Below are 23,839 nucleotides of genomic sequence, written 5' to 3'. Positions count from 1 at the left end.
CGGCGAGCGGCCTCGGCAGACGGACCGAAAGCAATCCCGGCACCGCGCCCCAGGTCGACTCCACCAACCTCATGGACACGCTGTCGTTGTCCCGCGGCGCCTGCAAGCTACCGCACCGGCGGACCACGCTCATGACGGCGCGTGCCGGGACGTGCGCTCTTCCGCGCATGCGCGCATCGGGAGGCGCGCGCGTGGTGCTGGCGCGCCGCGAAGACTACGCTTAAGGGCAGGAGCGGTTCGAAGATGTTTGAGAACTACACCGACGATGCCCGGCGGGCGGTGGTCCTGGCTCAGGAAGAGTCAAGGGGGATGATGCATGACTCGTTCATCGGTCCCGAGCATCTTCTCTTGGGGCTTTTGCACGCTGATCCGGACGCGGTGGATGTGGCGCTGGGCGTCCGGTCGAACGAGGTGCGTGTTGCGATAATGAGTTTCGCCTCCCCTGGTCCGCAAGACACCTCAGAATCGTTGCCGTTCACCCGCGGGTCTCTGGACGCCCTCGAGGCGGCGCAGCGCACAGCGCGGGCGCTTCATTCCGATCACGTCGGGATCGAGCACCTATTGTTCGGGGTGCTGAGTGTCCATGGCGACCGCCTGGATCGGGCGCTGGTCGCTGCGGGTGTGGATCGAGACGGTGCGCAAACGCGGATAATGGCGGCGCTTACGCAGGGGCGATCGGCTGGTCAGGGCTGGGCGACAGGCAACGATCCCCCGCCCACGTCCGGCTAACCTGATCACGATGAGCCCCGGAGATGAAGGTTGCCAGCTGCGCGGTCGGCAGCCCTAACTCCAGCCCGCTGTGGCGCGCCGGTCGGCATACCAGCGCCGAACTGGCCGAGCTGTCCGGGACCTGGCCCACCTCCACTGGGACGTGGGCCAGTGGTCGGGGCGAGGGTACTACCCGCAGGCAAGGTCGGCAAACTCTTGATTGACGCCGGGAATCTCAGACAGCCAGCTACCACTGCCCAGGCCGTTGCACGTCTTGAATGGGAAGGCGTGCTTGGTTTGTCCAGATGCGATGCTCACCTGGTCGCCGTCAACATATTGCCAGCTACCTGTACCCCCGTCCCCGGCTGTACCGTCCACTTGTAGAGGTATGTCGTTTTCAGAAGGCGACTGCACAGAATGTCAGAAGTCGTCAGCACATCAGTTCCCCCGCCCACAGGGGACCCCGTACCGGACATCACCCGCGAAGCTCTCCCCAGCCGAAGCCGCTCTCCGCAACGAAATCCTGCAAATCGCTGCGGAGACGGGCCTTGAAGTCGATTGCGTCTTCGGCGGGATATAGCCAGATTCATAGTTGCTCATCGTGCACAATGACTCTCAGAAGCAAGTTCTCCCTGAGGGGCGCTGCTGGCAGGACCGGCTCATTTTCGCCGTCACCACGTCCACCCGGGTTTGCCGAGCTCATCTGGAGTCAGAATTTCCTCAAGCGCAGGCTTCGCCGCCAGCAAGATATCTTCCACGATTACCATGCGTCCATGCTCGCTGCTGCAGAGATGCAAGGCAAGAGAGGGATTTTTTGGAGCAGGAACGCTCTGCGGGAAACCTGCCTAAATCAATGGTGTCTCGCGACCTATAGGTTTTGAGACGGCCGAGTTGGGAAGAGAGTGTCGATCTGACCGATGCCGTCCCGTCAAAACTCTTCGGTGGGGACGGTATCTGAGCGGCTGATGGGATATGCATCAAGATCGGGATCCTCGAAGATCGTTTGCGCTGTGCTCCGGGTGCATCCGACGAAGAGGCTTCGCGCGTAGATGTCCTGACCGACGCACCAGCGAAGATCCGAAAGCCACCACTACATCGGGACACGCCCAGTCGGCGTGGTCGGCAGGAGTAGAGCGCGATGCTCATCGATCAAACTTCCGGAGTAGAGCACCATCTCGCGTTGCTACGGGGAGAACATCACTTTCGGTTGCAGTATTTCCATGGCATACCCGGCCCAGGACGCGAAATAATGGGTGCTCTGATCCGGATTAAGTGCTTCGATGAGTCGCTTTGCGAGACTGACGGGTGGATTCCCCATATCGGGTTCCCTCCAGTAGCCCTCGGGAAGCACAGCACCTTTAATGGCCGCGAACTCGGGCCACTGCATCCATGCCCGAGGCTCGACTCCGTTCCTGTTCTCGACATCCGTCCAGGAGACAGTGGAGCCGTCTCGAAGCTCGATCGGATTGAGGATACGCACATACGATTCGTAGCCGGGCGGGATCACCGACGTAATTCTGTCTCCCTTGGCGTCGAGCAGCTTGGCGACAGCCTCAGCCGGGCTCAGATCATCTTCATGAATCAATGGGCGCATGCACGAAAGACTACCGTGACACGCTGGTCGATTCCAGAGGATCCCGGTTCACACGACATGACCCTAGGCGGGTCGGCACCGGCCAGTTCGCGCACTTCCCTAGTTTCTCAAGCCCAACGCTCTGCGGGAACAGTTGTCGGTTGTCGACCCGTCAGTGATCGGGCGCTTCAAGGTCCGGGTTTTCATGTCCATTCTGGTGGTCGTGTTCTACGTTGCGGAGTGTGCGGCGATCCTGGTCCTGTTGTGGGGTACCGTGCGCAGCATTTGGCCGCCGATTCATGGACGGTAATGAGCCCTCACTTCTCGACCGAGCCGAGCCCGCGCTGGAGCATACCCCTGGCGTTCTCGGCGTCGGGAGATTGCAGCTGCGCTGGGTGGGCCGTCGACTCCACGGTGCAGCCACCTTGGTCGTCGCCGAAGGGCCGCTCTCGGCCGCGGAGACAATTGCCCATGAAGCCGAACACCGCCTCACCGAAGTCCTTCCCAGTAAAAAGCAGCTGAAGTGCTGCCGTGAACGGCCCGATGCAGGGACTGTGTGCTCCTGGAACTGCGCAACAATCCGCCTGCCCAGGGGCAGGGCCGACGGAAGGGCAAGTCAGTGCGATGACGGCTGTATTCGCCAGGTTTCCCTGCCAGCCACCCGATTAGCGGCTGGGCCGCTGGCGTAGGAGGACGGCACACAGCGCGGCCATGCCAGCCAGTGCAATGGCGAGGGTTCCCAATCCCGCGGCCAGGCTGGCAACTGAGGCGATCCCGCCCACCAGAAGCGGGCCGCCTGCATCGCCGATTTCACGTCCCATTTCCGCTGTCCCCATGGTCTGTCCCATGCGTTCGGGCGGCGTGGTGGCGGCCAAGTGGGCAAATCCCAGCGGGGTGGTGATGCCGATCCCGGCACCAAGGACGACGGCGGCCAGGTACAAGGTGGCGACGCCCGGCACCAGCGTCAAGGTGCAGAGCGCGGCGGCGATCAGGGCCAGGCCGACCGCCATTCCCGCCCCGGTGGAAACATCCCCTTCATCCCTGAGCCGACCCACCCAGGGCTGGATAAGTGTGGAGGACAGGGCAAGAAGCGCCACGACGGACATGCTTCCAAAGAGCGACAGGTGCAGGGAAGTGCCGAGCAGTGGCAGGAAGCCGACGGCGACTCCCAAGGCTCCGGTGGCTCCGGCCAGTACCATGGTCGGGATGAGAAATCCTCGCTGCCCGGTCTGTCGGGCGAGGTCGATGACGGTGTAGCGGGGGCGTGGCAGCACCGGAAGTTCCGGCATCGCAAATTGTGTCCACAGTGCCGCAGCGCAGGAGATGGCAGTCAGGGCCAGAAACAGGGCAGGCAGTCCACCGACCAGGATCAGTACTGCCCCAATCACGGGCCCCAGCACGTAGCCGAGCCCCTTCCAAGACCCGTACTTACCGAAGTAGCGTCCGGCAGCAGCGGGACCCGCCAAGCGGGCGACGGCGGCAGAAGAGGCCGGGGAGAACGCGGACGCCGCGGCACCCTGGCCCAAACGGACCAAGCCCAGCGCGGCGGGAGTGGCTGCGAAGATCCCGAGAAGGGAGAAGACCGCGAAGGCGAGCAGGCCACCGATGATGACTGGCTTGGCCCCGATCCGGTCGCTGAGGGAACCAAAGACTGGTTTGAGGATGACCTCGGCCAGGTCGTAGGCGGCCAGCAGCACCCCGAAGGTCAACAGAGCAATGCCGAGATTGTGGGACTCGGCGCCGATTCCGGCGGCAATGCTGTGTGCACCGAAAGCTGTGGTGAATCCTGCCGCGTACAACGGAGCCAGGCCCCGTGCCGAAGGACGGTGGTTTTTGATGGGCGCGATGCCGGCTTGAGGGGGCGGCATGGGCATGTTCGTCACCCTCCGGTGATTCGGTCGGTGTCCTCCGCCGTGCCGTGGACAGCTTGGTACACCAGTTCCGCGTACCCATCCAGAGCGTTGTTGCATACGCGCAGGTGCCGGTCGGCGTCCCGGGCCTCGGGGAGGTCCAGGACATCGCGTTTCTTCAAGTCCCGGTACCAGCGCCGCAACCGCTCCATGCTTTGCTCTTCTTCCTCCAGTTCCGCGAAGGTGAATTTTTCCTTGGCGATCTCCTTGGCGAGCTCGGCCTCGAACTTGCCGCAATCGGCGGTAAATTCAGCCCATTCGTCCACGCGGGCAGCCTTGAAGGTGTCGTGCAGCAAAGCCCTTGCGGCTTCATCCCGCGGGGCCGCATCGATCACAGCGAACGTTCCACCTCCTTTACGGCTCAATTCTGCAGCTCGGTCCAGCTCCGCCTGAAACACCGGGCCGGCCGGGAGCGTCCAAACGCCGGAAGACACCGGGACGGCTCCGGTCTTGCGCAGTTGGCGCCACACGGCCACCCGGTGCCGCGAGGGCTCGGACGGTATCTGAACAATAATCAGGACCCACTCAATATTCTGTGCCACAATAAGGATTGTAACAGCCGTTACTTTAGGAAGTGAAGTAATGCGAGAAATCAGCAATGCACCGAAAGAGGCAACCGGGGACCGGGCCCTGCTCGATAAGACCTTCCAGGTCAGCCTTATCCTCAAGGGCCTGGACGGGGTCCTTGAATTGATTGGTGGCATTCTGTTGTTGCTGGTTTCCCCGGCCCAGCTCGGCTCTGTGGCCCGGTTCCTGACCCAGCATGAGCTCTCCGAGGACCCCCATGACCTCATTGCCAATATGCTGGTGCACTACGCCGGGACCCTGACCGTTTCCGCCTCCCTGTTCGGGGCCGTATACCTGCTCCTCCACGGGCTCGTGAAAATCGCGCTGGTCTGGGCGGTGCTCAAGGACAAAGTCTGGGCCTACCCATGGATGGTCGCCTTCCTGCTGGTCTTCATCGCCTACCAGGGCTACCAGCTGGTCGTCGGCTTCAACATCGGAATGGCGCTCCTAACCGCTTTTGACATCTTCATCGTCTTCCTCACCATCCACGAATACCGTGCACACAAAACCCGAAGCGCCCAAACCCAACCCGGCCAGCAGTGAAACCGGAGAGCTTGTCGTTTGCCGAAGACGACTGCACTGCATGTCCAAAGTCGTCTGCACTGCGATTGCGTGTCCGACAGCCGACAGCCAGTGCGAGTTTGTTGCACAATCTGCAGATTCGGCGTCCTTGAAGCGTGTCCCGTATAGACGTTTAAAATCGTCCCATAAGACGGGTCCTCGACAGAACACGCCCACGTGTGGCCTGCATCATTGCAAGCACTGGCTGCTGACCGTTTCGTTTGCCCCGTCCGTTGATCCGTCCTGTGCCTGTGCCCCATACGGGACGGGTGACGAACTCATGTGGGGACCCGCCATGACCCATCGACACGTTGTCTCGGTTCTTGCCGTGCTCTAACGGATCCAGGGTAGCTTGAGCGGGTCAGGTGCGCCTAGTTCCATCAACAGATGATACTGGGCGCAGGGAAAGTGACACGAAACGGAGAATTGTCGTGACTTGGGCCGTTGCATCACCGCAGGTCAGGAGGATTCTGTGGTGACAGTCAGCGTGGGCTCCTATACGGAGCTAGAGATCCCGCAGGGGCCCCTGGCCGGTGCTTGATTCCGGGCCGCGACGGCCTCGAGCGCGCAGTCCGCGGCACGGTGAATCCTGTCCCTGACTCGGCCGGATCATGAACCAGCCTTGCCCAAGCTAGCCGTGCATGCACTGCAGGTCTTATGGTGAGGGAGATTACTCCCGAACGAGGTGGGCGGTTTGCAGCAGGCCAGAACGTGCGAGAGGCGGGACATTCCAGCCCCGTGCCCGTGTTCAGGCCGCCCATGTGCAAGCAAACGAGTGGGACACGTTCTTCTGGCGGGTACAGCTATTTTAGGTGGAGGAGTCTCATCATGTCTGCAGCGATCCCGGTCAACGACGACACTTCGCCGATCCGTCTCTCCGAAATCGAGCAAGCCAGGGAACTGCTCAGGGGCGTGACTTCCTGCACGCCGATAGAGACCAGCACCTCGCTCAGCGCCATGGCAGGGGTTCCGGTATTGCTCAAGTGTGAGAACTTGCAACGCGCTGGTTCGTTCAAGCTCCGTGGTGCCTTTACGCGGCTATCGGCGCTGAGCGAAGCGGAGCGCAACCGAGGAGTCATAGCCGCAAGCGCGGGAAATCATGCCCAGGGCGTGGCGGTGGCCGCACGCGAGCTGGGGATTGATTGCGTGGTGTTCATGCCGACCGGGGCTGCACTTCCAAAAGTGACTGCCACCCGCGGCTACGGTGCCGAGGTGCGTTTGGCCGGGGAAGATTTGGCGGAGTCCATCGAATTGGCACAAGACGAGGCGGCCGCAAGCGGCCGTGTTTTTATTCCACCCTTTGATCATGTTGACATCGTCACCGGCCAGGCCACTTTGGGCCTTGAGGTTTTGGAGCAGGTGCCGGAGGTCGCGACCATCATCGTCCCTACGGGAGGCGGGGGGCTGCTCGCAGGGGTGGCCGCTGCCGTGCATCTCTCCGGTTCCTGTGCCCGGGTGGTCGGGGTGCAGGCCGAGGGAGCGGCAGCGTTCCCGGCTTCGTTGGCCCAGGGGGCTCCGGTACGCCTGACCCGGATGGCGACAATTGCCGACGGGATCGCCGTACCTGTGCCAAGTGCGCTGACCTTGGGCATTGTGCGCGAGCACGTGGCCGAGATTCGTACGGTGACGGAGGAACAGATCGGCGAGGCGATGCTGTTCTTGAGCGAGCGCGCCAAGCTGGTTGTCGAGCCTGCCGGCGCCGTGGGTGTTGCTGCCCTGCTCGACGGTGCGCAAGGACTGAAGGGGCCTGTCGTCGTCGTCCTGTCGGGCGGGAACGTCGACACCTTGTTGCTTGATCGGGTACTGCTGCACGGCCTTGCAGCGGCCGGGCGTTTCATGGAAATGATAGTACGCCTGCCCGACCGGCCCGGGTCGCTGGTGAAGTTCCTCACAGCACTGGCACGAACGGAATGCAACGTGGTGAGTGTGGAGCATGACCGAACGAGCAGCGGGCTCGCGGCAACCGATGTGCAGATCGGCGTCAAGGTGGAGACCAAAGGCCGCGAACACAAAGTGGAGATCATTTCAGAGCTTAAGCGACTCGGATACGACGTGGGGTTTCCCGCTGTTGAAAAAGCCTGACGGTTGTTCCCTTCCACGTTCGTCATGGCCCACGTTCGTCATGGAAATGCGCATGGCGTGTTCGCACCGCAAGCCGAGCCGCAGCCATTCGTTGGGAACGCCGGCACACAGCACGCTAGTGCCGGGCCGTGAAGCCGACGGGGATGCGCTGAAGCTCGGCGCGTGGAAGCACGGCCGTCACGGCGCCGCGGCCATGGCGGAACGTGCTCGTGCCCCCGGCGCATCTGCTCGTCGAGGTCCGCCAAGTTGATGGGGTCGGAGCGGTCGTTTGGATTGCGCCAGAGCGTATAGGTGACACTGGCTGTCATGTCGCTATATCCACGCTGACCGTGGCCGTACCCCAGACCGACGGTATCCGTGTCCTCCAGCGAAGGCTGGGGCCCGAGCCCCATCACCGGGTACACTCGGCGAATGGTCACGATTCACAGGTTGCCGGACTGCGGCAATGCTCCCCGAAGGGAGCTCCTGGCCGCACTCGTCATCGCGCTCGCCAAGCACGACGCCGACCATGTGGACTCAGTCCTTGCCGACGACATTGCATGGAGGATCCTGGGGCAACGCATTTTGGAAGGCCGCGACGGGGTGCGCCAGTGGATAGCGGCAACTCCCCCGGTTGAAGAAGTGTCCTTCGGATCCCTGCTCACGCACGGGCGCGGGGCCAGCGTTGACGGCGTGCTCGTTCTCCACGATGGTACACGGCAGGCATTTTGCCATGTCCTGCGTTTCGCCGGAGCGGCCAAAACAGCGAAAGTGCTCGAGGCCGACAGCTACCTCATCGCGCTGCCCGCTCACTGAACTGCCCGCGCACGCAGTTGCTGGACACTGAGTTGCGGCTCCTCCGACGCGCAGGCGGACAACCCACCAGCATCGCCAGGTTAGAGCACGTCCAGGCCGTCACAGCGAACCTGCACTGGCTTGCCCACCCGGCGGGCTGCATTGGAGGCTTTCAGGGACCGCATGGCGGCGGTGATCCCGGCAGCTTCCGAGTAGGGGAAGAAGACAAGTGTGCGGTAGTCCGGGGCTTCTTCCTCTTCCGCCGAGGGCGCCGCGAGGTAGGCCCGCGGCAACGGGGCCGGACCAACCACCCTGACCCCTTCAGGCAGTTCCAGGGCGGCCACAAATGCCTCCACATCGGCTTCGCGTCCCGTGAGGGCTGCGAGCCTGACGGCCGGGGGCAGCTGCAATTCACGGTGCAGCATGAACTCCCGTTCGGCGTAGCCGGCCGGATCCCAGCGAACCAGTGCGGCAACTTCCGTGGACTCCTCTGCGGTGACCACCACCACGCCGCCGTCCTTGGCCGGGCGCACGAGGGCCGCCGCATTCATCCAGCGTCGCAGCGTTTCCTCCCCCGCCCGCAACGTTTCACGGCGGAGCATGGAGTCCCCGTCGAGGAGAAGCGCTGCCGCATAACCGCGCGCTGCCACGGGCTCCGCACCGATGGTGGCCACCACAATGGCCGGCTTGTCAGGCACCGTGGTCTTGATGTGTTCCCCGGAAGAGGAGATGACGGGCACCGAAGGGAAAGCCCTCCCCAGTTCCTCGGCAGTGCGCAAAGCACCGACGGAGATGGCCCGCAGCTCGTGGAATCCGCAGTTGCTGCAGCTAAAGGCTGTCTCGGCCACCCCGCACCACTTGCAGGTGACCATGATGGAGGTGGACCCAGCCGACCGGGCCTGCATCAGGGGGCCCGTGCAGTGCCTGCAGCGGGCCACTTCGCGGCAGCGCTGGCACGCTAGCGCCGGTGCGTAGCCCGTGCGGGCCACTTGGACCAGGACGGGGCCAAACTTGACGGCAGCCTTGGCGCTTTCCCAGGCCCTGTGCGGCAGGCGCGCCATGGCAGCGGCCGGGTCGCGTTCCATCTCATAGGAGTCCGAGGTGCTGATGACCCTTGCCGTGGATTTACGAACGGCGGGACGGGCGGCCACCAGCTCCTGTGCCCACCCCGTGGCCACCAGGCGTTGGGATTGGCTGCTGCGGGAGTGGCCTGCCATGAGCACTGCCGTGTCCTGGATTTCCGAGCGCAGCAACAACACGTCACGGCTGTGCTGGTAGGGGGCGCGGCGCTCAACGTGCAGCTCGTCGCCGTCGTCCCAGCAGCACACAAGGCCCAGATCCGCCACGGGGGCGTAGGCCGCAGACCGGGTGCCGATGACAATTTTCACGTCCCCGGACAGGACCTTCAGGAAGTTGGCATAGCGCAGGCTCGGGCCGTCGTCGGCGGTCAGCTTCAGAAAAGTTCCTTCCTCCAACACGGTGGCGAAGGCGTGCTCCAGCAGCTCAAGGTCGCGCAGGTCGGGTACCACCACAATGGCACCGCGGCCCGAGATCTGGCAGGACGCCACTGCCTGGGCCAGTTGGTGGTGCCAGGAGTGCACGCCAAAGCCGGCCAGGGAGCCCAAAACGGCCTTGGGTGCTTCTCCCATGGCCAGCCGGGTCAGGAAGTCCTCGGCATGGTCGTAATCGGCAAACGGCGAAGACTCCAGATGTGGCGTTGGCTCATGCGGGACGGGAGCAGTTGAATCGGCCCTGCGCAGGAACACCTTCTCCAAACTGGCGACCCGTGGCGGCACGGCGACGCGCAACACGTCCGCCACGGTTCCGCTGTACCTCGCGGCCACTTTTCGGGCTAGCTCCAACACCGCCGGGGCCAGCACCGGAACAGCTGAATAGACACGCCCCAGCGGCACCAAACGTTCGCTTTGGGATTCGGCAACCCGCGCCACCAAAAAGCCGTTGAGGTCTTGGCCGGAGAACTTCACCCGCACCCGCACACCAGGCTGGGCCTCGGCGTCGAGCTCCTTGGGCACGGAGTAGTCGAAGATCCTGTCAAGGTGCGGCAGCGGCGAATCAATGACGACTTGGGCCACCGGCAGTTCCGCAGCCAGCACCACCCCGCTGTGCGGATCGGCAACCCGTTCCTTGGCCACAAAGCCGCTCAGCAGGCTCAGTTGCACACCCTGGCTGGAATCCTCATCCATGGCGTACTCCTTGTCTTGGCATGCGGTCGACTTGTCCGGGCGTGCAATCGGCGCCTTTGCATGCCCTGGGCGGCGGGCCCGTTGCGGGGGCCTAAAACAAGCTAAGCACAGCCCCCTGACAAAGATGTCGGCGGGCTGTGCTTGGCTGTGGATGAAGGTGTTGGGGAAAACGAAAAACCGGAAGGTTTAAGCGTTGAAGAACGCCTTCAACTCATCCACGCGGTCAAGGTTTTCCCAGGTGAAGTCCGGATCGTCGCGGCCAAAGTGGCCGTGGGCCGCCGTCTTGGCGTAGATGGGCCGCTTGAGGTCAAGCGCCCGAATGATGGGGCTGGGGCGCAGGTCAAACACGGCGGCAATGGCGGCTTCGATGCGGCGCGGGTCGACTGTCTCGGTGCCGAAGGTCTCCACATACACACCCACCGGGCGGGCCATGCCAATGGCGTAGCCAACCTGGACTTCGGCCCGGGCGGCAAGGCCGGCGGCAACCACGTTCTTGGCGACCCAGCGCATGGCGTACGCGGCCGAGCGGTCCACCTTTGACGGGTCCTTGCCGGAAAAGGCACCACCACCGTGGCGGGCCATGCCGCCGTAGGTGTCCACGATGATCTTGCGCCCCGTCAAGCCGGCGTCGCCCACGGGACCGCCCACCACGAAAGGCCCCGCCGGGTTCAGGTGTGTCTTGACAGCGGTGATATCCAGTCCGGAGGCCTCCATGACAGGGGCAATGACGAATTCCTGCAGGTCTGCGCGCAGCCGGTCCAGGCTGGTGCCCTCCGCGTGCTGGCTGGAAATGACCACGGTGTCCACGGAGACCGGAACATCACCGTCGTAGCCAATGGTCACCTGGGTTTTTCCGTCCGGGCGCAGGTACTCAAGCAACCCCGACTTGCGGACCGAGGTGAGCCGTTCCGAGAGCCTGTGGGCCAAGTAAATGGGGGTGGGCATGTAGGAGGCGGTCTCATTGCTGGCGTAGCCAAACATGAGCCCCTGGTCCCCTGCACCCTGCGTGTCGTCGTCGTCGACGGCCGTGCCTTCACGGACCTCCAGGGAGTTGAAGACGCCGTCGGAAATGTCCTGGGACTGCTGGCCGATCGAGACAGAGACACCACAGCGTGCACCGTCGAATCCGTTGGCGGAGGAATCGTAGCCAATGTCCAAAATGGTGTTGCGGACGATCTGCGGAATTTCCACGTACGCGTTCGTGGTGACCTCGCCCGCCACGTGCACCAGCCCTGTGGTGGCCATGGTCTCCACAGCGACCCGTGAATTGGGGTCTTCGGCCAGCAGCGCATCCAAAATGGCGTCGCTGATCTGGTCGCAAATTTTGTCCGGGTGGCCGGCTGTCACTGATTCGGAGGTAAAAAGGCGCAAGGGGTTTAGTGAAGTCACGTGTCTACTTTACTTGTCGTTGTGCTGCCCACCGGCGACGGCAGACATGGATGGTCACACTGGGCAGGGTCAGCCGTTGGCCAGCCGTTGGGCAATCAGATGCACGACGGCGTCGGCCACCTCGCGCTTGCTGCCGCCGGTTTGCACGGGGCTGGCGCCGTCAAGGGCCAAGATTTCCACCTGGTTGTTGTCCTGTCCAAAGACCCGCTCGGCTCCGGACTCCCCCGGTCCCACTTCATTGACCACCAGCAGGTCACAGCCCTTGCGGACAAGCTTTTGCCGCCCATAGCTGTGCGCATCACCCTGTTCGTCGCCGGTCTCGGCCGCGAATCCAACAATGAGCTGCCGCTGGTTTTGGGCGGCCCGGTGGGCCACCAATTCCACCAGGATGTCGGGGTTGCGCACCAGTTCGATGACGGGGTCGGGGACGTTGTCGCGTTTTTTGATCTTGCCCGTGGAAAGGCTTGCCGGACGAAAGTCGGCCACGGCGGCCGCCATGACGACGACGTCGGCCGTGGCTGCCGCCGCCAGTGCGGCGGCCCGCAGTTCACGGGCCGTCTCAATGGGTTGCAGCTTCACCCCGGCAGGGACGGGCACGTCAAGGGGCGCGTGGATCAGTGTCACTGTGGCACCGGCGGCCAGGGCGGCCTCGGCCAGTGCCACTCCCTGCTTGCCGGAGGACTTGTTGCCCAAGTAACGCACCGGGTCCAGGGGTTCGCGGGTGCCCCCGGCAGTGATGAGTACCTGCCGCCCGGACAACGGACCAGTTCCGCCGGCGGGAGCGAGTGAAAGGGCGGCTGCTGGTGCCGCCACAGCATCGGGTCCCGGGCCCACTGAAGGAGCCGGTGCAGTGTCGGCTGGAAGTTCCGGGGCGACAGCGGCGGCCGGGATTCCGGCGTCGTGCTGCAACATGTCCTGTCTGTCTGTGCCGGGTTCAAGAGCGCCAGGCTCAAGAGCGTCGGGATCCAGAACTGCGGGCTCACCCAGTGCAGGGCCCGCGGCCGGGACAAGCGCCATGGCGGCGGCAAAGATCTCCTCCGGCTCGGGCAGCCGGCCGGGTCCTGTGTCGGCACCCGTCAATCGACCCACGGCCGGGTCCAGCACATGGATGCCGCGGGCGCGCAGGGTGGCAACGTTGGCTGCCGTGGCCGCGTGCTGCCACATTTCGGTGTGCATGGCAGGGGCGAACAACACCGGCCCGCGCGCCATCAGCAAAGTGGTGGTCAGCAGGTCGTTGGCGTGCCCGCCGGCAGCTTTCGCCAGCAGATCGGCGGTGGCCGGAGCCACCACGATCAGGTCGGCCTCCTGGCCAATCCTGACGTGGTTGACGGACTCGACGGCGTCAAAGACGTCGTTCGTGGCGGGGCGGCCGCTGAGGGCCTCCCACGTGGCGACGCCCACAAAGCGCTTCGACGCCTCCGTGGGGATGACAGTGACCTTGTGGCCGGCCTCCGTGAAGAGGCGCAGCAGCAAGGCGGACTTGTAGGCGGCGATGCCGCCGCCCACACCCAAAACAATGTTCAGCACATTCATCCCCTGCGAAAAACGCTGGTTAGGCGGCTTCGATGGGGGCGGAGACCAGCAGGCCCTCGTCGATTTCACGGAAGGCGATGGAAAGCGACTTCTCGTTCAGCTTCGTGTCCACCAGCGGGCCGACGTACTCAAACAGGCCCTCGTGGAGCTGTGCGTAGTAGGCGTTGATCTGGCGCGCGCGCTTTGCACCAAAGATGACCAATCCGTACTTCGAATCGGCAGCTTTAAGCAGCGAATCGATGGGGGGATTGATGATGCCTTCGGGTTGTGTTGTCAATTGCTTCTCCAAAATTCGTAAAGGGTCTTGCGGTTTAATCAAGGTGGTGGGGCGTGAGCCCCATCAAGTCAACCAGCGCCGCTGCTGCACGGCTGACTTGGTCATTGACAATGACGTAATCAAACTCCGTGGCAGCAGCAAGTTCCAGTTTAGCTGTTTCCAGGCGTCGGTGCTGTTCCTCGGCGCTTTCCGTGCCGCGTCCCACCAATCTGCGGACCAATTCCTCCCATGTGGGCGGTGCCAGAAACACAAAGTCGGCTTCCGGCATGGCCGATTTGACCTGCCGGGCGCCCTGCAAGTCAATCTCCAGCAACACGGACTTGCCGGCTGCCACGGCAGCCTCCACGGTGCTGCGCAACGTGCCGTAGCGGTTGACGCCGTGGACCACGGCCCACTCAAGCAAGTCGCCGTCGGCCACCAGGGAATCAAATTCGTCGGCGGACTTGAAGAAGTAATGAATTCCTTCATCTTCCCCGGGCCGGGCCTGGCGTGTGGTGGCCGACACCGAAAGCCACACATCCGGGTAATTGTCGCGAATAAACGTGGAGACAGTCCCCTTGCCGACGGCGGTGGGTCCGGCCAACACCGTCACCCCGCTGCGGGGCTTGGTGCGGGCGGTGTTTTCCGTCGGGACATTGTCTGTGGGCACACTGTCTGCCGGCACATTTTCCACGGGCACGTTTTCCGCGGGTACGGAAACTCCGCTCACCGCTTCCGCCCCAGGTAGTCCACCAGGGCCCGGCGCTGGTGCACGCCCAAGCCACGCACCCTGCGCGTTGGGGCTATCCCCAGCTCGCTCATGATCACAGTTGCACGTACCTTTCCTATGCCCGGGAGGGCTTCGAGTAATTCACACACTTTGAGTCTGTCCAGGGCAGCTTCACCGGGAGCCGCGGCAAGCACCGCAGCAACGGTGGTTTGCCCTGTTTTGAGATCCTGCTTGGCCTGGGACCGCAAGGCCCTGGCCGCCATGGCCTTGATGCGTGCCTCCGCGCGTTCTTCATGGGACAGATGCGGCAAATTCACGTAAAAGCTCCCTGCTGATGGCTGTCCCCGGTGCGGGTCATTTACTCGCTAATCATTCGAACCTATCCGCACCGGGGAAGCAAATCAATCTGTCCCAAGCAGCTCGCACCAACTACAACCTCTGCAGTGTCGCCGTCGTTGCGGCCCGCAGCTCTGCCACCCCGGGCCCGGCGGCCAGGATGCCGCGGCTGGAGGTGGCCAGCACACCCGGATAGGCGGCACCAAAGGTGGCCCGCATGTCGGCACCCGTGGCGCCCTGTGCACCCAGGCCCGGCGCCAGCAGCGGACCGTGGACGGCTGCCAGGTCGATGCCGAGTTCCTTCAGCGCGTCACCCACCGTGGCACCGACCACCAGCCCCACCGAGCCCAAAGTTACAGAGGCCCAACGCTGGTTTTCGACGGCAGCTGCCTGCACAATGCGCTTGGCGACCGAATCGGCGCCGCCCACATGCTGTACGGAGGCGCCTTCCGGGTTGGACGTCAGGGCCAGCACAAACACTCCCCTGCCATTGGCGGCCGCCAGGTCAAGGGCGGGACGCAACGATTCAAAGCCCAGGTAGGGGCTCAGCGTCACTGAATCCGCAGCCAATGCCGAACCGTCCCGCAACCACGCATCGGCATAGCCGGCCATGGTGGAGCCAATGTCCCCACGCTTGGCGTCGGCAATGGTCAGCACCCCGGCCTCCGCGGCCGCTGCCAGCAATTCCTCCAGCGCCGCCATGCCGGCCGAGCCGTGGCGCTCATACAGCGCCACCTGCGGCTTGATGGCGGCCGCCAAGGGTGCAACGGCCTCCAGCACGGTCTGCGAGAACGTGCGCAGGCCCTGCACCGAGTCCGCCAGCCCCCACCCCGCCAGCAGTGCCGGGTGCGGGTCGATCCCCACACACAGCGGTCCGCGGGCAAGCATGGCGGCGGCGAGGCGGACGCCAAATCCCCTAGTCGCTCCCTCTGCTCGCAAGCTCGCAGTGGGGCCCTCGCGACCGGGGGCCCGCCGTCCGGCGTCGTGCGGGTTAGGCATTCTGCGCTGCCAGTCCCGCTGCCAGGACGACGGCGTGTTCCTGCAGGCTGGTGACGTCCCATTCGTAGGAGCGCAGTGCCTCCATGGCCTGGACTGCCACGTTGAACTCGGCCACCGTGGTGATGCAGGGCTTGCCGTTTGAAACTGCCGCTGCACGGATTTCGTAGCCGTCGCCGCGGGCCTGGCCGCCTGACGGGGTGTTGAAGATCATGGCGATCTCCCCGTCATTGATCAAGTCCACGACGCTCCGCTCGTCCTGGCCCGTGCCTTCCTGGCTGATCTTGCGCACCGTGGTGGAGGCAATGCCGTTGCGGCGCAGCACATCGGCGGTGCCGCTGGTGGCGACGATCGTGTAGTCGAGGTCTACCAGGCGCTTGACGGCCATGATGATGGAGCGCTTATCGCGGTTGGCCACCGAAACGAACACGGTGCCGGAGACCGGCAGGGCGTTGTTGGCTGCTGCCTGGCTCTTGGCAAAGGCCGTGTCGAAGTGCTTGTCGATGCCCATGACCTCGCCGGTGGAGCGCATTTCCGGCCCGAGCAGGGAATCGACCACGTGGCCTTCCGGAGTGCGGAATCGGTTGAAGGGCAGCACTGCTTCCTTCACGGCAACAGGGGCGTTGTCGGGCAGGTTTCCGCCGTCGCCCTGTTCCGGCAGGATGTGGTGGACGCTGCGCAGGTGGGCGATGGACACGCCCACTCCAATCAGCGCCGCCGCCTTGGCCATCTGCACGCCGGTTGCCTTGGAGACAAAAGGCACTGTGCGGGAGGCACGCGGGTTCGCTTCAAGCACGTACAGGATGTCTGCGGCCAGGGCGAACTGGATGTTGATCAGGCCCCTGACGCCCACGCCTTCGGCAATGGCGCGCGTGGCGGCCTTGACCCGGTCCTGCACGTCCTGACCCAAGGTGATGGGGGGAAGCACGCAGGCAGAGTCGCCGGAGTGGATGCCGGCTTCCTCGATGTGCTCCATGATGCCGCCAAGGTACATGTCCTTGCCGTCGAAGAGTGCGTCGACGTCGATTTCGATGGCGTCTTCCAGGAAGCGGTCAATCAGCACCGGGTGGGCCTCGGTGATCTCCGTGGCGTTGGTGATGTAGCGCGAGAGGTGCGCTTCGTCATAGACGATCTCCATGCCGCGGCCACCCAACACATAGGAGGGGCGGACCAGCACGGGGTATCCGATCTCGTCGGCGATCGTCTTGGCGTCGTTGAAGGAGACGGCCGTGCCGTTCTTCGGGGCGATGAGCCCCGCCTCGTCCAAGACGCGGGCAAACATGCCGCGGTGCTCGGCCAGGTCGATGGCTTCCGGGGACGTGCCCAAGATGGGCACACCGGCGTCGGCCAGTTCCGCAGCCAGCTTCAGCGGTGTCTGGCCGCCGAGTTGGACAAACACGCCCATGACACCGCCGGTGCGCTCTTCGGCGGCGATGATCTCCAAGACGTCCTCAAGGGTCAGCGGCTCAAAGTACAGGCGCGTGGAGACGTCGTAGTCGGTGGAGACGGTTTCCGGGTTGCAGTTGACCATGACGGTCTCGTAGCCGGCCTTGCGCAGCGCCATCGAGGCGTGGACACAGGAGTAGTCAAATTCGATGCCCTGGCCAATGCGGTTCGGTCCTGAGCCGAGGATGATGACCGACGGCTTTTCGTGCAGCGCAAGCTCGTCTTCCTCGTCGTAGGAGGAGTAGTGGTACGGGGTGTAGGCGGCAAACTCGGCCGCACAGGTGTCGACCGTCTTGTACACGGGACGGATGTTCAGCGCTTGGCGGACGCCGCGCACCACAGCCTCGGAGTTGAAAGTCAACGCGCCGATCTGGGCGTCGGAGAAGCCGTGGCGCTTGGCCAGCTTCAGCATTTCCGGGGTCAGCGCGGTGGACTGGCGGATGGTTGCCGAGACCTCGTTGAGCAGCACCAGCTGGTCAAGGAACCAGGGGTCGATGCCTGTTGCCTCGTACAGCTGCTCAATCGTGGCACCGCCCAGGAGTGCACGCTGGACCTGGGACAGGCGCTCGGTGGTGGGGCGCTTGGAGGATTCGATGAGCTCAGGCACGTCGAGTTCGTTGACGCTGCTGAATTCAAGGCTGGCACCCTTTTGCTCCAGTGAACGCAGCGCCTTCTGCAGCGCTTCGGTGAAGTTGCGGCCCATGGACATGGCCTCGCCAACACTCTTCATGGTGGTGGTGAGGGTGGGGTCCGCCGCCGGGAACTTCTCGAAGGCGAAGCGCGGAACCTTGACCACCACGTAATCCAGTGCCGGTTCGAAGGAGGCCGGGGTCTTCTGGGTGATGTCGTTGGGGATTTCATCCAGCGTGTAGCCCAGGGACAGCTTGGTGGCAATCTTGGCGATGGCGAAGCCGGTGGCCTTCGAGGCCAGTGCCGAGGAGCGTGAAACACGCGGGTTCATCTCAATGACGACGACGCGGCCCGTGTCCGGCTCAATGGCGAACTGAATGTTGCAACCACCGGTATCGACGCCAACTTCGCGGATGATGGCGATGGAGATGTCGCGCAGGTTCTGGTACTCGCGGTCCGTCAGGGTCATGGCCGGAGCCACGGTGATGGAGTCGCCGGTGTGGACGCCCACCGGGTCAAAGTTTTCGATGGAGCAGACAACCACGACATTGTCGTTCTTGTCCCGCATCATTTCCAGCTCGTATTCCTTCCAGCCAAGGATGGACTCTTCGAGCAAAACCTCGGTGGTGGGGCTGTACTGCAGGCCCTGGCCCACAATGCGTTCCAGGTCCGACGGGCTGTAGGCCAGTCCGGAGCCGAGCCCGCCCATGGTGAAGGAGGGGCGCACCACCATCGGGTAGCCGAGGTCCTCAGCAGCGACGAATGCCTCAGCCAGGGTGTGGATGATGTGGCTGCGTGCCGACTCGGCACCGCAACGCTCCACGACGCCCTTGAACTTTTCGCGGTCCTCGCCGAGTTCGATCGCGGCGATGTTGGCGCCGATCAACTCAACCTTGTACTTTTCCAGCACGCCGTTCTTGTCCAAGGCGATGGCCGTGTTCAGGGCCGTCTGACCGCCCAGGGTGGGCAGGAGTGCGTCGGGACGTTCCTTGGCGATGATCTTCTCCACCACCTCGGGGGTGATGGGCTCAACGTAGGTGGCGTCGGCGAACTCGGGGTCGGTCATGATGGTGGCGGGGTTGGAGTTGACGAGGATGACCCGCAGGCCCTCCTCCTTCAAAACACGCAGCGCCTGGGTGCCGGAGTAGTCGAACTCGGCGGCCTGTCCAATCACGATCGGGCCGGAGCCAATGACCAAAACTGACTTAAGATCTTCCCTTTTTGGCATTACTTGTTTTCCTGGCTCTGTGTGGTTTGGCTCTGTGCGGTCTTGTACTCGGTCATGAGGTTGATGAACCTGTCGAACAGGTAGGCGGCGTCATGCGGGCCGGCCGCGGCTTCGGGGTGGTATTGCACCGAGAAGGCGGGGACGTCCATGCAGGAGAGGCCTTCAACCACTTGGTCGTTGAGGCTGATGTGGCTGACCTTGACCCTGCCGAAGCGATCTTCCGGTGCCTGGGTGGGCCCGTCAAGGGGCGCGTCGACGGCGAAGCCGTGGTTCTGGCTGGTGATTTCCACCTTGCCGGTGCTGCGGTCAAGGACCGGCTGGTTCATGCCGCGGTGCCCGTAGCGCAGCTTGTAGGTGCCAAAGCCCAGGGCCCGTCCCAGGATCTGGTTCCCGAAGCAGATGCCGAAGTAGGGCACGCCGGCTTCAAGGAAGCTGCGCACGAATCCGACCTGGCGGTCGGCCGTGGCGGGGTCGCCCGGGCCGTTGGAAATAAACACGCCGTCGGGGTTCAGCGCTTGGGCCTCTTCAAACGTGGCGGTGGCTGGCAGGACGTGCAGGCGCACGCCGCGCTCGGCGAATCGGGCCGGGGTCATCGCCTTCATGCCCAGGTCGAGGGCCACGATGTTGAACAGGGTCTCCCCCGTCCAGCCGTGCTCGGCAGGTTCCACGACGTAGGCCTCCTTGCAGCTGACTTCCTCGGCCAGGCGCAGCCCGGCCATGGCAGGCTGGGCAACGACGTCGGCGAGCAGCTCCGCTTCGGGGCGGGCGGCGTCGGCGCCGGAGAAGATGCCGGCCTTCATGGAGCCGCGTTCGCGCAGGTGCCGGGTGATGGCGCGGGTGTCTAGACCCTGGATGCCGACGACGCCCTGGGAAGAAAGCTCGTCGTCGAGCGTTCCCTCGCTGCGCCAGTTGGACGGGCGGCGGGCGGCATCGCGGACAATATAGCCGGCGGCCCAGATGCGGGCGGACTCGTTGTCGGCCTTGTTCACGCCGGTGTTGCCGATGTGCGGGGCAGTCTGCACGATCAGCTGACGGGCGTAGGAGGGGTCGGTCAGGGTTTCCTGGTATCCGGTCATGCCGGTGGTGAAGACCGCTTCGCCCAGGGCCGTGCCCTGTGCCCCGTAGCTGCTGCCACGGAAAGTGCGGCCGTCTTCCAAGACTAAAAGTGCCTGTGCAGGCATGGTTGTTTCACTCATTCTCAATTGTTCTTTCCGTTGGGCTCTGTATCGCTGTCTTCAGGCAGCAACGCCTGCAATGCTTCAATCAAGGGCCGTTTAGCGGCTGCCTCGGTGGTGCGGAATCCGGTGTCCACTGCAGTGTCCGCCAGACGCCAGCCGATCACCACCAGGCCGTCCTTTTCCACGAATTTACCGGCCATGCCCGACCTGGCACCAACCTCGCCGAGTGCTTCCTTGGCGATGAAGATGTCCTGCGCCCCCTTGCGTTCAAGCACGACGCCGGCGGCATGGACGTGCACGACGGCAGGTGTGCGGATGCCGAGCCCGTTCACAGCCATGCGGTCCAGCCAGTCCCCTGCGGAAGTAGTGACAACATATTGTCCCGGGACACTGATGACGGATTCCCCCAGCCCGGCCGGCGTCTCCGGCAGCGCGGCGACAGTCTCTTGGCGCTTGAGCTTGTTGCGCCATCCCCACCACATCATGGCAAAGATGACGACGACGAGCAGCAGCGTCAGCAGGCCCGGCAGGATGCGCTCATCCACTAGTTGGCTCCGTGGCGGTAGGGGGTGTTGAGCTTGCCCTCCAGCACGGTGGGGTGTCCGTGGAAGAACGTGGCCACCACCTTGCCCGGCAGAACAAGTCCCGCGAAGGGAGAGTTGCGGCCCTTCGTGGCCATGGCGGCCGGGTCCACGTTCCAGCGGGCAGCGGGGTCCACCAGCACAATGTTGGCCGGCTCCCCCACTTCCAGCGGGCGGCCCTGGTCCGTGACACGGCCAATTTGGGCCGGCGCGGTGGAGGTGACGCGGGCGAAGTCCTCCCACGTCATCATCCCCGTTTCGATCATGGTCTCCTGCACCACCGACAGCGCCGTTTCCAGCCCTGTCATGCCCATGGCGGCAGCAGCCCATTCGCAGTCCTTGGCTTCGCTGGGGTGCGGGGCGTGGTCGGTGCCGACAATGTCGATGGTGCCGTCGGCCAGTGCCGCGCGGAGGGCGTGGACGTCGGAGTCGGCCCGCAGCGGCGGGTTGACCTTGTACACGGGGTTGTAGCTGCGCACCAGCTCTTCGGTCAGCAGCAGGTGGTGCGGAGTGACCTCGGCCGTGACGCAGATGCCGCGCTCCTTGGCCCAGCGGATGATCTCCACGGATCCGGCCGTGGAAACGTGGCACACATGCAAGCGTGAGCCAACGTGCTGGGCCAGCAGCACGTCGCGGGCAATGATGGATTCCTCGGCCACGGCGGGCCAGCCGGCCAGGCCCAGATCCGCCGAGACGCGGCCCTCATTCATTTGCGCGCCCTCGGTCAACCGGGGCTCCTGCGCGTGCTGGGCGATCACGCCGTCGAACGCCTTGACGTATTCCAGGGCGCGGCGCATCATGACCGGGTCGCTGACGCAGATGCCGTCGTCGGAAAAAACGCGCACGCGGGCTCGGGAGTCGGCCATGGCACCGAGCTCGGCCAGCTGCTTGCCGGCAAGGCCCACCGTGACCGCACCCACGGGGTGGACATCAACCCAGCCGGACTCGCGGCCCAGCGTGTGGACCTGCTCCACCACACCTGCCGTGTCAGCCACCGGTGAGCTGTTCGCCATGGCGTGGACGGAGGTGAAGCCGCCCAGGGCGGCGGCGCGGGTGCCGGTTTCCACAGTTTCAGCGTCTTCGCGGCCCGGTTCGCGCAGGTGGGTGTGGAGGTCCACCAGGCCGGGCAGGGCCACAAACCCGGCCGCTTCGATGACTGTTGCTCCGTCCACGGTGGCGGCGTCAAGGTTCGCGCCCACGGCGGCAATGACGCCGTCACGGATCAGGAGGTCCGCCGTCGTGCTTCCCAAAAGGGAGGCTGAACGAATCAAGTAACTCGTCGAAGTCATGAGGGGTCCTTTGCAGAAGGCAGGTCGGTGGAGGACGGGGACGTTGGGTGCTGGGCGGCGGCGTCGGATTGCTCCGTGCGCAGCTCACCCGACATCAGCAGGTAGAGGGCGGCCATGCGCACCGAAACACCGTTGCGGACCTGGGCCAGCACGGTGGAGCGGGGCGAATCGGCGGCGGCGGAGGAAATTTCCAGGCCGCGGTTCATCGGCCCCGGGTGCATGATGATGGTGTCCTTGAGGTTCAGCGCGTCAAGGCGGGCCAGCCGGGCGTCGTCGAAACCCCACCGGCGGGCGTACTCGCGGGTGGAGGGGAAGAAGGACGCGTTCATGCGCTCCGCCTGGACGCGGAGCATCATGACGGCGTCAACCCCGGCATCCAGCGTGGCGTCAAGGTCGTAGCTGATCTCGCACGGCCAGTGCTCCACGCCGACAGGGAACAGGGTGGGCGGGGCCACGAGCGTGACGTGGGCGCCGAGGGTGCGCAGCAGCCACACGTTGCAGCGGACCACGCGGGAGTGCAGCACGTCTCCGGCAATCACCACCCGCATGCCCTGCAGGTCGGCACCGACGGAAGGGTTGCCGCTGAGCTTGGCCCAGTGGGCGCGCATCGTGAACGCATCCAGCAGTGCCTGGGTGGGGTGTGCGTGCGTGCCGTCGCCCGCATTGATCACCGCTGCGTCGATCCAGCCGGAGTTGGCCAGCCGGGCAGGTGCCCCCGATGCCCAGTGCCGGATGACAACGGCGTCGGCGCTCATCGCTTCCAAAGTCTGGGCGGTGTCTTTCAGCGATTCGCCCTTGGACACCGAGGATCCCTTGGCGCTGAAGTTGATGACGTCGGCGGAGAGTCGCTTGGCGGCGGCTTCAAAGGAGATGCGTGTGCGGGTGGAGTCCTCGAAGAACAGGTTCACCACCGTGCGCCCGCGCAGGGCCGGCAGTTTCTTGATTTCCCGCTCGCCCACGGCGGACATTTCCTGCGCGGTGTCAAGGATCTGGATGGCATTTTCGCGGCTGAGTTGTTCAGTGGACAACAAATGCCTCATGCGCCTGCCTCAATGACCACTTCGTCGCGGGCAGCTGCGCCGCCGTCAATTTCGGACAGGCGCACACGCACCTTTTCACTGGAGGACGTGGGCAGGTTCTTGCCCACGTGGTCTGCCCGGATGGGAAGTTCACGGTGGCCGCGGTCAACGAGCACTGCCAGCCGGACGGCACGGGGACGGCCCAGATCAACTAGTGCGTCGAGGGCGGCCCTGATGGTGCGTCCGGAATACAGGACGTCATCGACGAGAACAATGGTCTTCCCGTCGATGCCGGAAGGCGGCAGCTGGGTGGGCTGGGGTGCCCGGGTGGGATGTTGTGCCAAGTCGTCACGGAACATGGTGACATCAAGTTGGCCGACGATGGCGGCTGGATCCACGGCGGGATCGCTGGCAGCCAACTTGGCGGCCAGTCGCTGGGCCAAGGGGTAGCCGCGTCGCGGGATGCCCAAAAGGAGCAGATTCTCCGAGCCTTTGTTGGCTTCCAGAATCTCATAGGCGATACGAGTCAGTGCCCGTTCGATGTCCGCGGCGGATAAAACCACACGGGACACAACGGCAGGCGCCGAGGCAGGTTGAACTTCCCCGGATGCTGCAGAGGAGTTACTCATTTTCTCGCGTCCCCTTTCCCCGCCTCACAGGACGGAATTAAAAGGTTGATTGCATACCCCTAAAAAATACCACAGGCGGAGCCTTGCTTGCCGGAGCATGGCTTGCCGGAGCCCTGCCTGCCGGAGCATGTCCGGAACTTCGTCGGACAGCACAGGCTGCGTTCCTGCCGTGCTTGATGCCCAATTGCGGTGCTGGATGGGCGCTTGCAGTGCTGGATGA

General features: G+C 64.2%; 21 protein-coding genes. 5 read left to right on the top strand and 16 right to left on the bottom strand.

Features of this window, described 5'->3' with window-relative positions; genetic code table 11:
- Nucleotides 1-243 precede the first annotated feature (243 nt).
- Complete coding sequence (locus QMG25_RS09055; protein ID WP_283459449.1) at nucleotides 244-729, top strand: Clp protease N-terminal domain-containing protein; 486 nt, start codon at nucleotides 244-246, stop codon at nucleotides 727-729.
- Nucleotides 730-1,891: 1,162 nt separating this feature from the next.
- Here QMG25_RS09055 and QMG25_RS09050 read toward each other — a convergent pair.
- Entirely contained in the window at nucleotides 1,892-2,302 is a 411-nt protein-coding gene (locus tag QMG25_RS09050) for a hypothetical protein (RefSeq protein WP_283459447.1), read from the bottom strand.
- Between the two features lie 278 nt (nucleotides 2,303-2,580).
- Here QMG25_RS09050 and QMG25_RS20520 point away from each other — a divergent pair, with 278 nt between their 5' ends.
- Nucleotides 2,581-2,970, top strand: a complete 390-nt coding sequence (locus QMG25_RS20520) for a cation transporter dimerization domain-containing protein (RefSeq protein WP_502866373.1) — start codon at nucleotides 2,581-2,583, stop codon at nucleotides 2,968-2,970.
- On the opposite strand, the gene QMG25_RS09045 is transcribed toward QMG25_RS20520, so the two are convergent.
- Nucleotides 2,947-4,149, bottom strand: coding sequence for an MFS transporter (locus QMG25_RS09045; RefSeq protein WP_283459445.1), 1,203 nt, complete (start codon nucleotides 4,147-4,149; stop codon nucleotides 2,947-2,949). The two genes, QMG25_RS20520 and QMG25_RS09045, sit on opposite strands and share 24 nt — an antisense overlap.
- An 11-nt stretch (nucleotides 4,150-4,160) precedes the next feature.
- Complete coding sequence (locus QMG25_RS09040) at nucleotides 4,161-4,733, bottom strand: Chromate resistance protein ChrB (protein ID WP_283459443.1); 573 nt, start codon at nucleotides 4,731-4,733, stop codon at nucleotides 4,161-4,163.
- A gap of 40 nt (nucleotides 4,734-4,773) precedes the next feature.
- Here QMG25_RS09040 and QMG25_RS09035 point away from each other — a divergent pair, with 40 nt between their 5' ends.
- From QMG25_RS09035 to QMG25_RS09025, 3 genes are all read left to right on the top strand, one after another.
- The gene (locus QMG25_RS09035) at nucleotides 4,774-5,301 is read left to right on the top strand and encodes a DUF2127 domain-containing protein (RefSeq protein ID WP_283459441.1); all 528 of its coding nucleotides are present in this window, start codon (nucleotides 4,774-4,776) and stop codon (nucleotides 5,299-5,301) included.
- An 846-nt stretch (nucleotides 5,302-6,147) separates the two neighbouring features.
- Nucleotides 6,148-7,401 (top strand): threonine ammonia-lyase, encoded by a 1,254-nt coding sequence (gene ilvA / locus QMG25_RS09030; protein ID WP_283459439.1) that lies wholly within the window; start codon nucleotides 6,148-6,150, stop codon nucleotides 7,399-7,401.
- Nucleotides 7,402-7,812: 411 nt separating this feature from the next.
- The gene (locus QMG25_RS09025; RefSeq protein ID WP_283459437.1) at nucleotides 7,813-8,196 is read left to right on the top strand and encodes a nuclear transport factor 2 family protein; all 384 of its coding nucleotides are present in this window, start codon (nucleotides 7,813-7,815) and stop codon (nucleotides 8,194-8,196) included.
- Nucleotides 8,197-8,276: 80 nt separating this feature from the next.
- Here QMG25_RS09025 and QMG25_RS09020 read toward each other — a convergent pair whose 3' ends face one another.
- The 13 genes from QMG25_RS09020 to pyrR form a co-directional block, all read right to left on the bottom strand.
- Entirely contained in the window at nucleotides 8,277-10,379 is a 2,103-nt protein-coding gene (locus tag QMG25_RS09020) for a primosomal protein N' (protein ID WP_283459435.1), read from the bottom strand.
- A gap of 186 nt (nucleotides 10,380-10,565) precedes the next feature.
- Nucleotides 10,566-11,768 (bottom strand): methionine adenosyltransferase, encoded by a 1,203-nt coding sequence (gene metK, locus QMG25_RS09015; RefSeq protein WP_283459433.1) that lies wholly within the window; start codon nucleotides 11,766-11,768, stop codon nucleotides 10,566-10,568.
- Between the two features lie 69 nt (nucleotides 11,769-11,837).
- Nucleotides 11,838-13,292 (bottom strand): bifunctional phosphopantothenoylcysteine decarboxylase/phosphopantothenate synthase, encoded by a 1,455-nt coding sequence (locus QMG25_RS09010; RefSeq protein ID WP_283459682.1) that lies wholly within the window; start codon nucleotides 13,290-13,292, stop codon nucleotides 11,838-11,840.
- 28 nt (nucleotides 13,293-13,320) lie between these two features.
- A complete protein-coding gene (gene rpoZ, locus QMG25_RS09005; RefSeq protein ID WP_283459431.1) occupies nucleotides 13,321-13,578 on the bottom strand; it encodes a DNA-directed RNA polymerase subunit omega in 258 nt (85 codons plus the stop codon).
- A gap of 34 nt (nucleotides 13,579-13,612) precedes the next feature.
- Nucleotides 13,613-14,227 carry a guanylate kinase gene (gene gmk / locus QMG25_RS09000; protein WP_283459680.1) on the bottom strand — a complete coding sequence of 205 codons (615 nt, stop codon included), beginning with the start codon at nucleotides 14,225-14,227 and terminating at the stop codon, nucleotides 13,613-13,615.
- A gap of 56 nt (nucleotides 14,228-14,283) precedes the next feature.
- Entirely contained in the window at nucleotides 14,284-14,604 is a 321-nt protein-coding gene (gene mihF, locus QMG25_RS08995) for an integration host factor, actinobacterial type (protein ID WP_283459429.1), read from the bottom strand.
- A 112-nt stretch (nucleotides 14,605-14,716) separates the two neighbouring features.
- Nucleotides 14,717-15,622: an orotidine-5'-phosphate decarboxylase gene (gene pyrF / locus QMG25_RS08990; protein ID WP_502866372.1), complete on the bottom strand. Its 906-nt coding sequence runs from the start codon at nucleotides 15,620-15,622 to the stop codon at nucleotides 14,717-14,719.
- Nucleotides 15,615-18,923: a carbamoyl-phosphate synthase large subunit gene (gene carB / locus QMG25_RS08985; RefSeq protein ID WP_283459424.1), complete on the bottom strand. Its 3,309-nt coding sequence runs from the start codon at nucleotides 18,921-18,923 to the stop codon at nucleotides 15,615-15,617. Before carB ends, pyrF begins: the two co-directional genes overlap by 8 nt.
- On the bottom strand, nucleotides 18,923-20,119 hold the full coding sequence (gene carA, locus QMG25_RS08980) for a glutamine-hydrolyzing carbamoyl-phosphate synthase small subunit (RefSeq protein WP_283459422.1): 1,197 nt from the start codon (nucleotides 20,117-20,119) through the stop codon (nucleotides 18,923-18,925). Before carA ends, carB begins: the two co-directional genes overlap by 1 nt.
- Nucleotides 20,120-20,121: 2 nt before the next feature.
- Nucleotides 20,122-20,646, bottom strand: a complete 525-nt coding sequence (locus tag QMG25_RS08975) for a PH-like domain-containing protein (protein ID WP_283459420.1) — start codon at nucleotides 20,644-20,646, stop codon at nucleotides 20,122-20,124.
- The gene (locus QMG25_RS08970; RefSeq protein ID WP_283459418.1) at nucleotides 20,646-21,971 is read right to left on the bottom strand and encodes a dihydroorotase; all 1,326 of its coding nucleotides are present in this window, start codon (nucleotides 21,969-21,971) and stop codon (nucleotides 20,646-20,648) included. Before QMG25_RS08970 ends, QMG25_RS08975 begins: the two co-directional genes overlap by 1 nt.
- On the bottom strand, nucleotides 21,968-23,011 hold the full coding sequence (locus QMG25_RS08965; protein ID WP_283459417.1) for an aspartate carbamoyltransferase catalytic subunit: 1,044 nt from the start codon (nucleotides 23,009-23,011) through the stop codon (nucleotides 21,968-21,970). Before QMG25_RS08965 ends, QMG25_RS08970 begins: the two co-directional genes overlap by 4 nt.
- Nucleotides 23,008-23,619, bottom strand: coding sequence for a bifunctional pyr operon transcriptional regulator/uracil phosphoribosyltransferase PyrR (gene pyrR / locus QMG25_RS08960; RefSeq protein ID WP_283459416.1), 612 nt, complete (start codon nucleotides 23,617-23,619; stop codon nucleotides 23,008-23,010). Before pyrR ends, QMG25_RS08965 begins: the two co-directional genes overlap by 4 nt.
- Nucleotides 23,620-23,839: the final 220 nt, after the last annotated feature.

The sequence above is a fragment of the Arthrobacter sp. H35-D1 genome, from assembly GCF_030063185.1.
Classification (GTDB): Bacteria; Actinomycetota; Actinomycetes; order Actinomycetales; family Micrococcaceae; genus Specibacter.
This window is presented reverse-complemented; position numbering and strand designations above follow the sequence as displayed.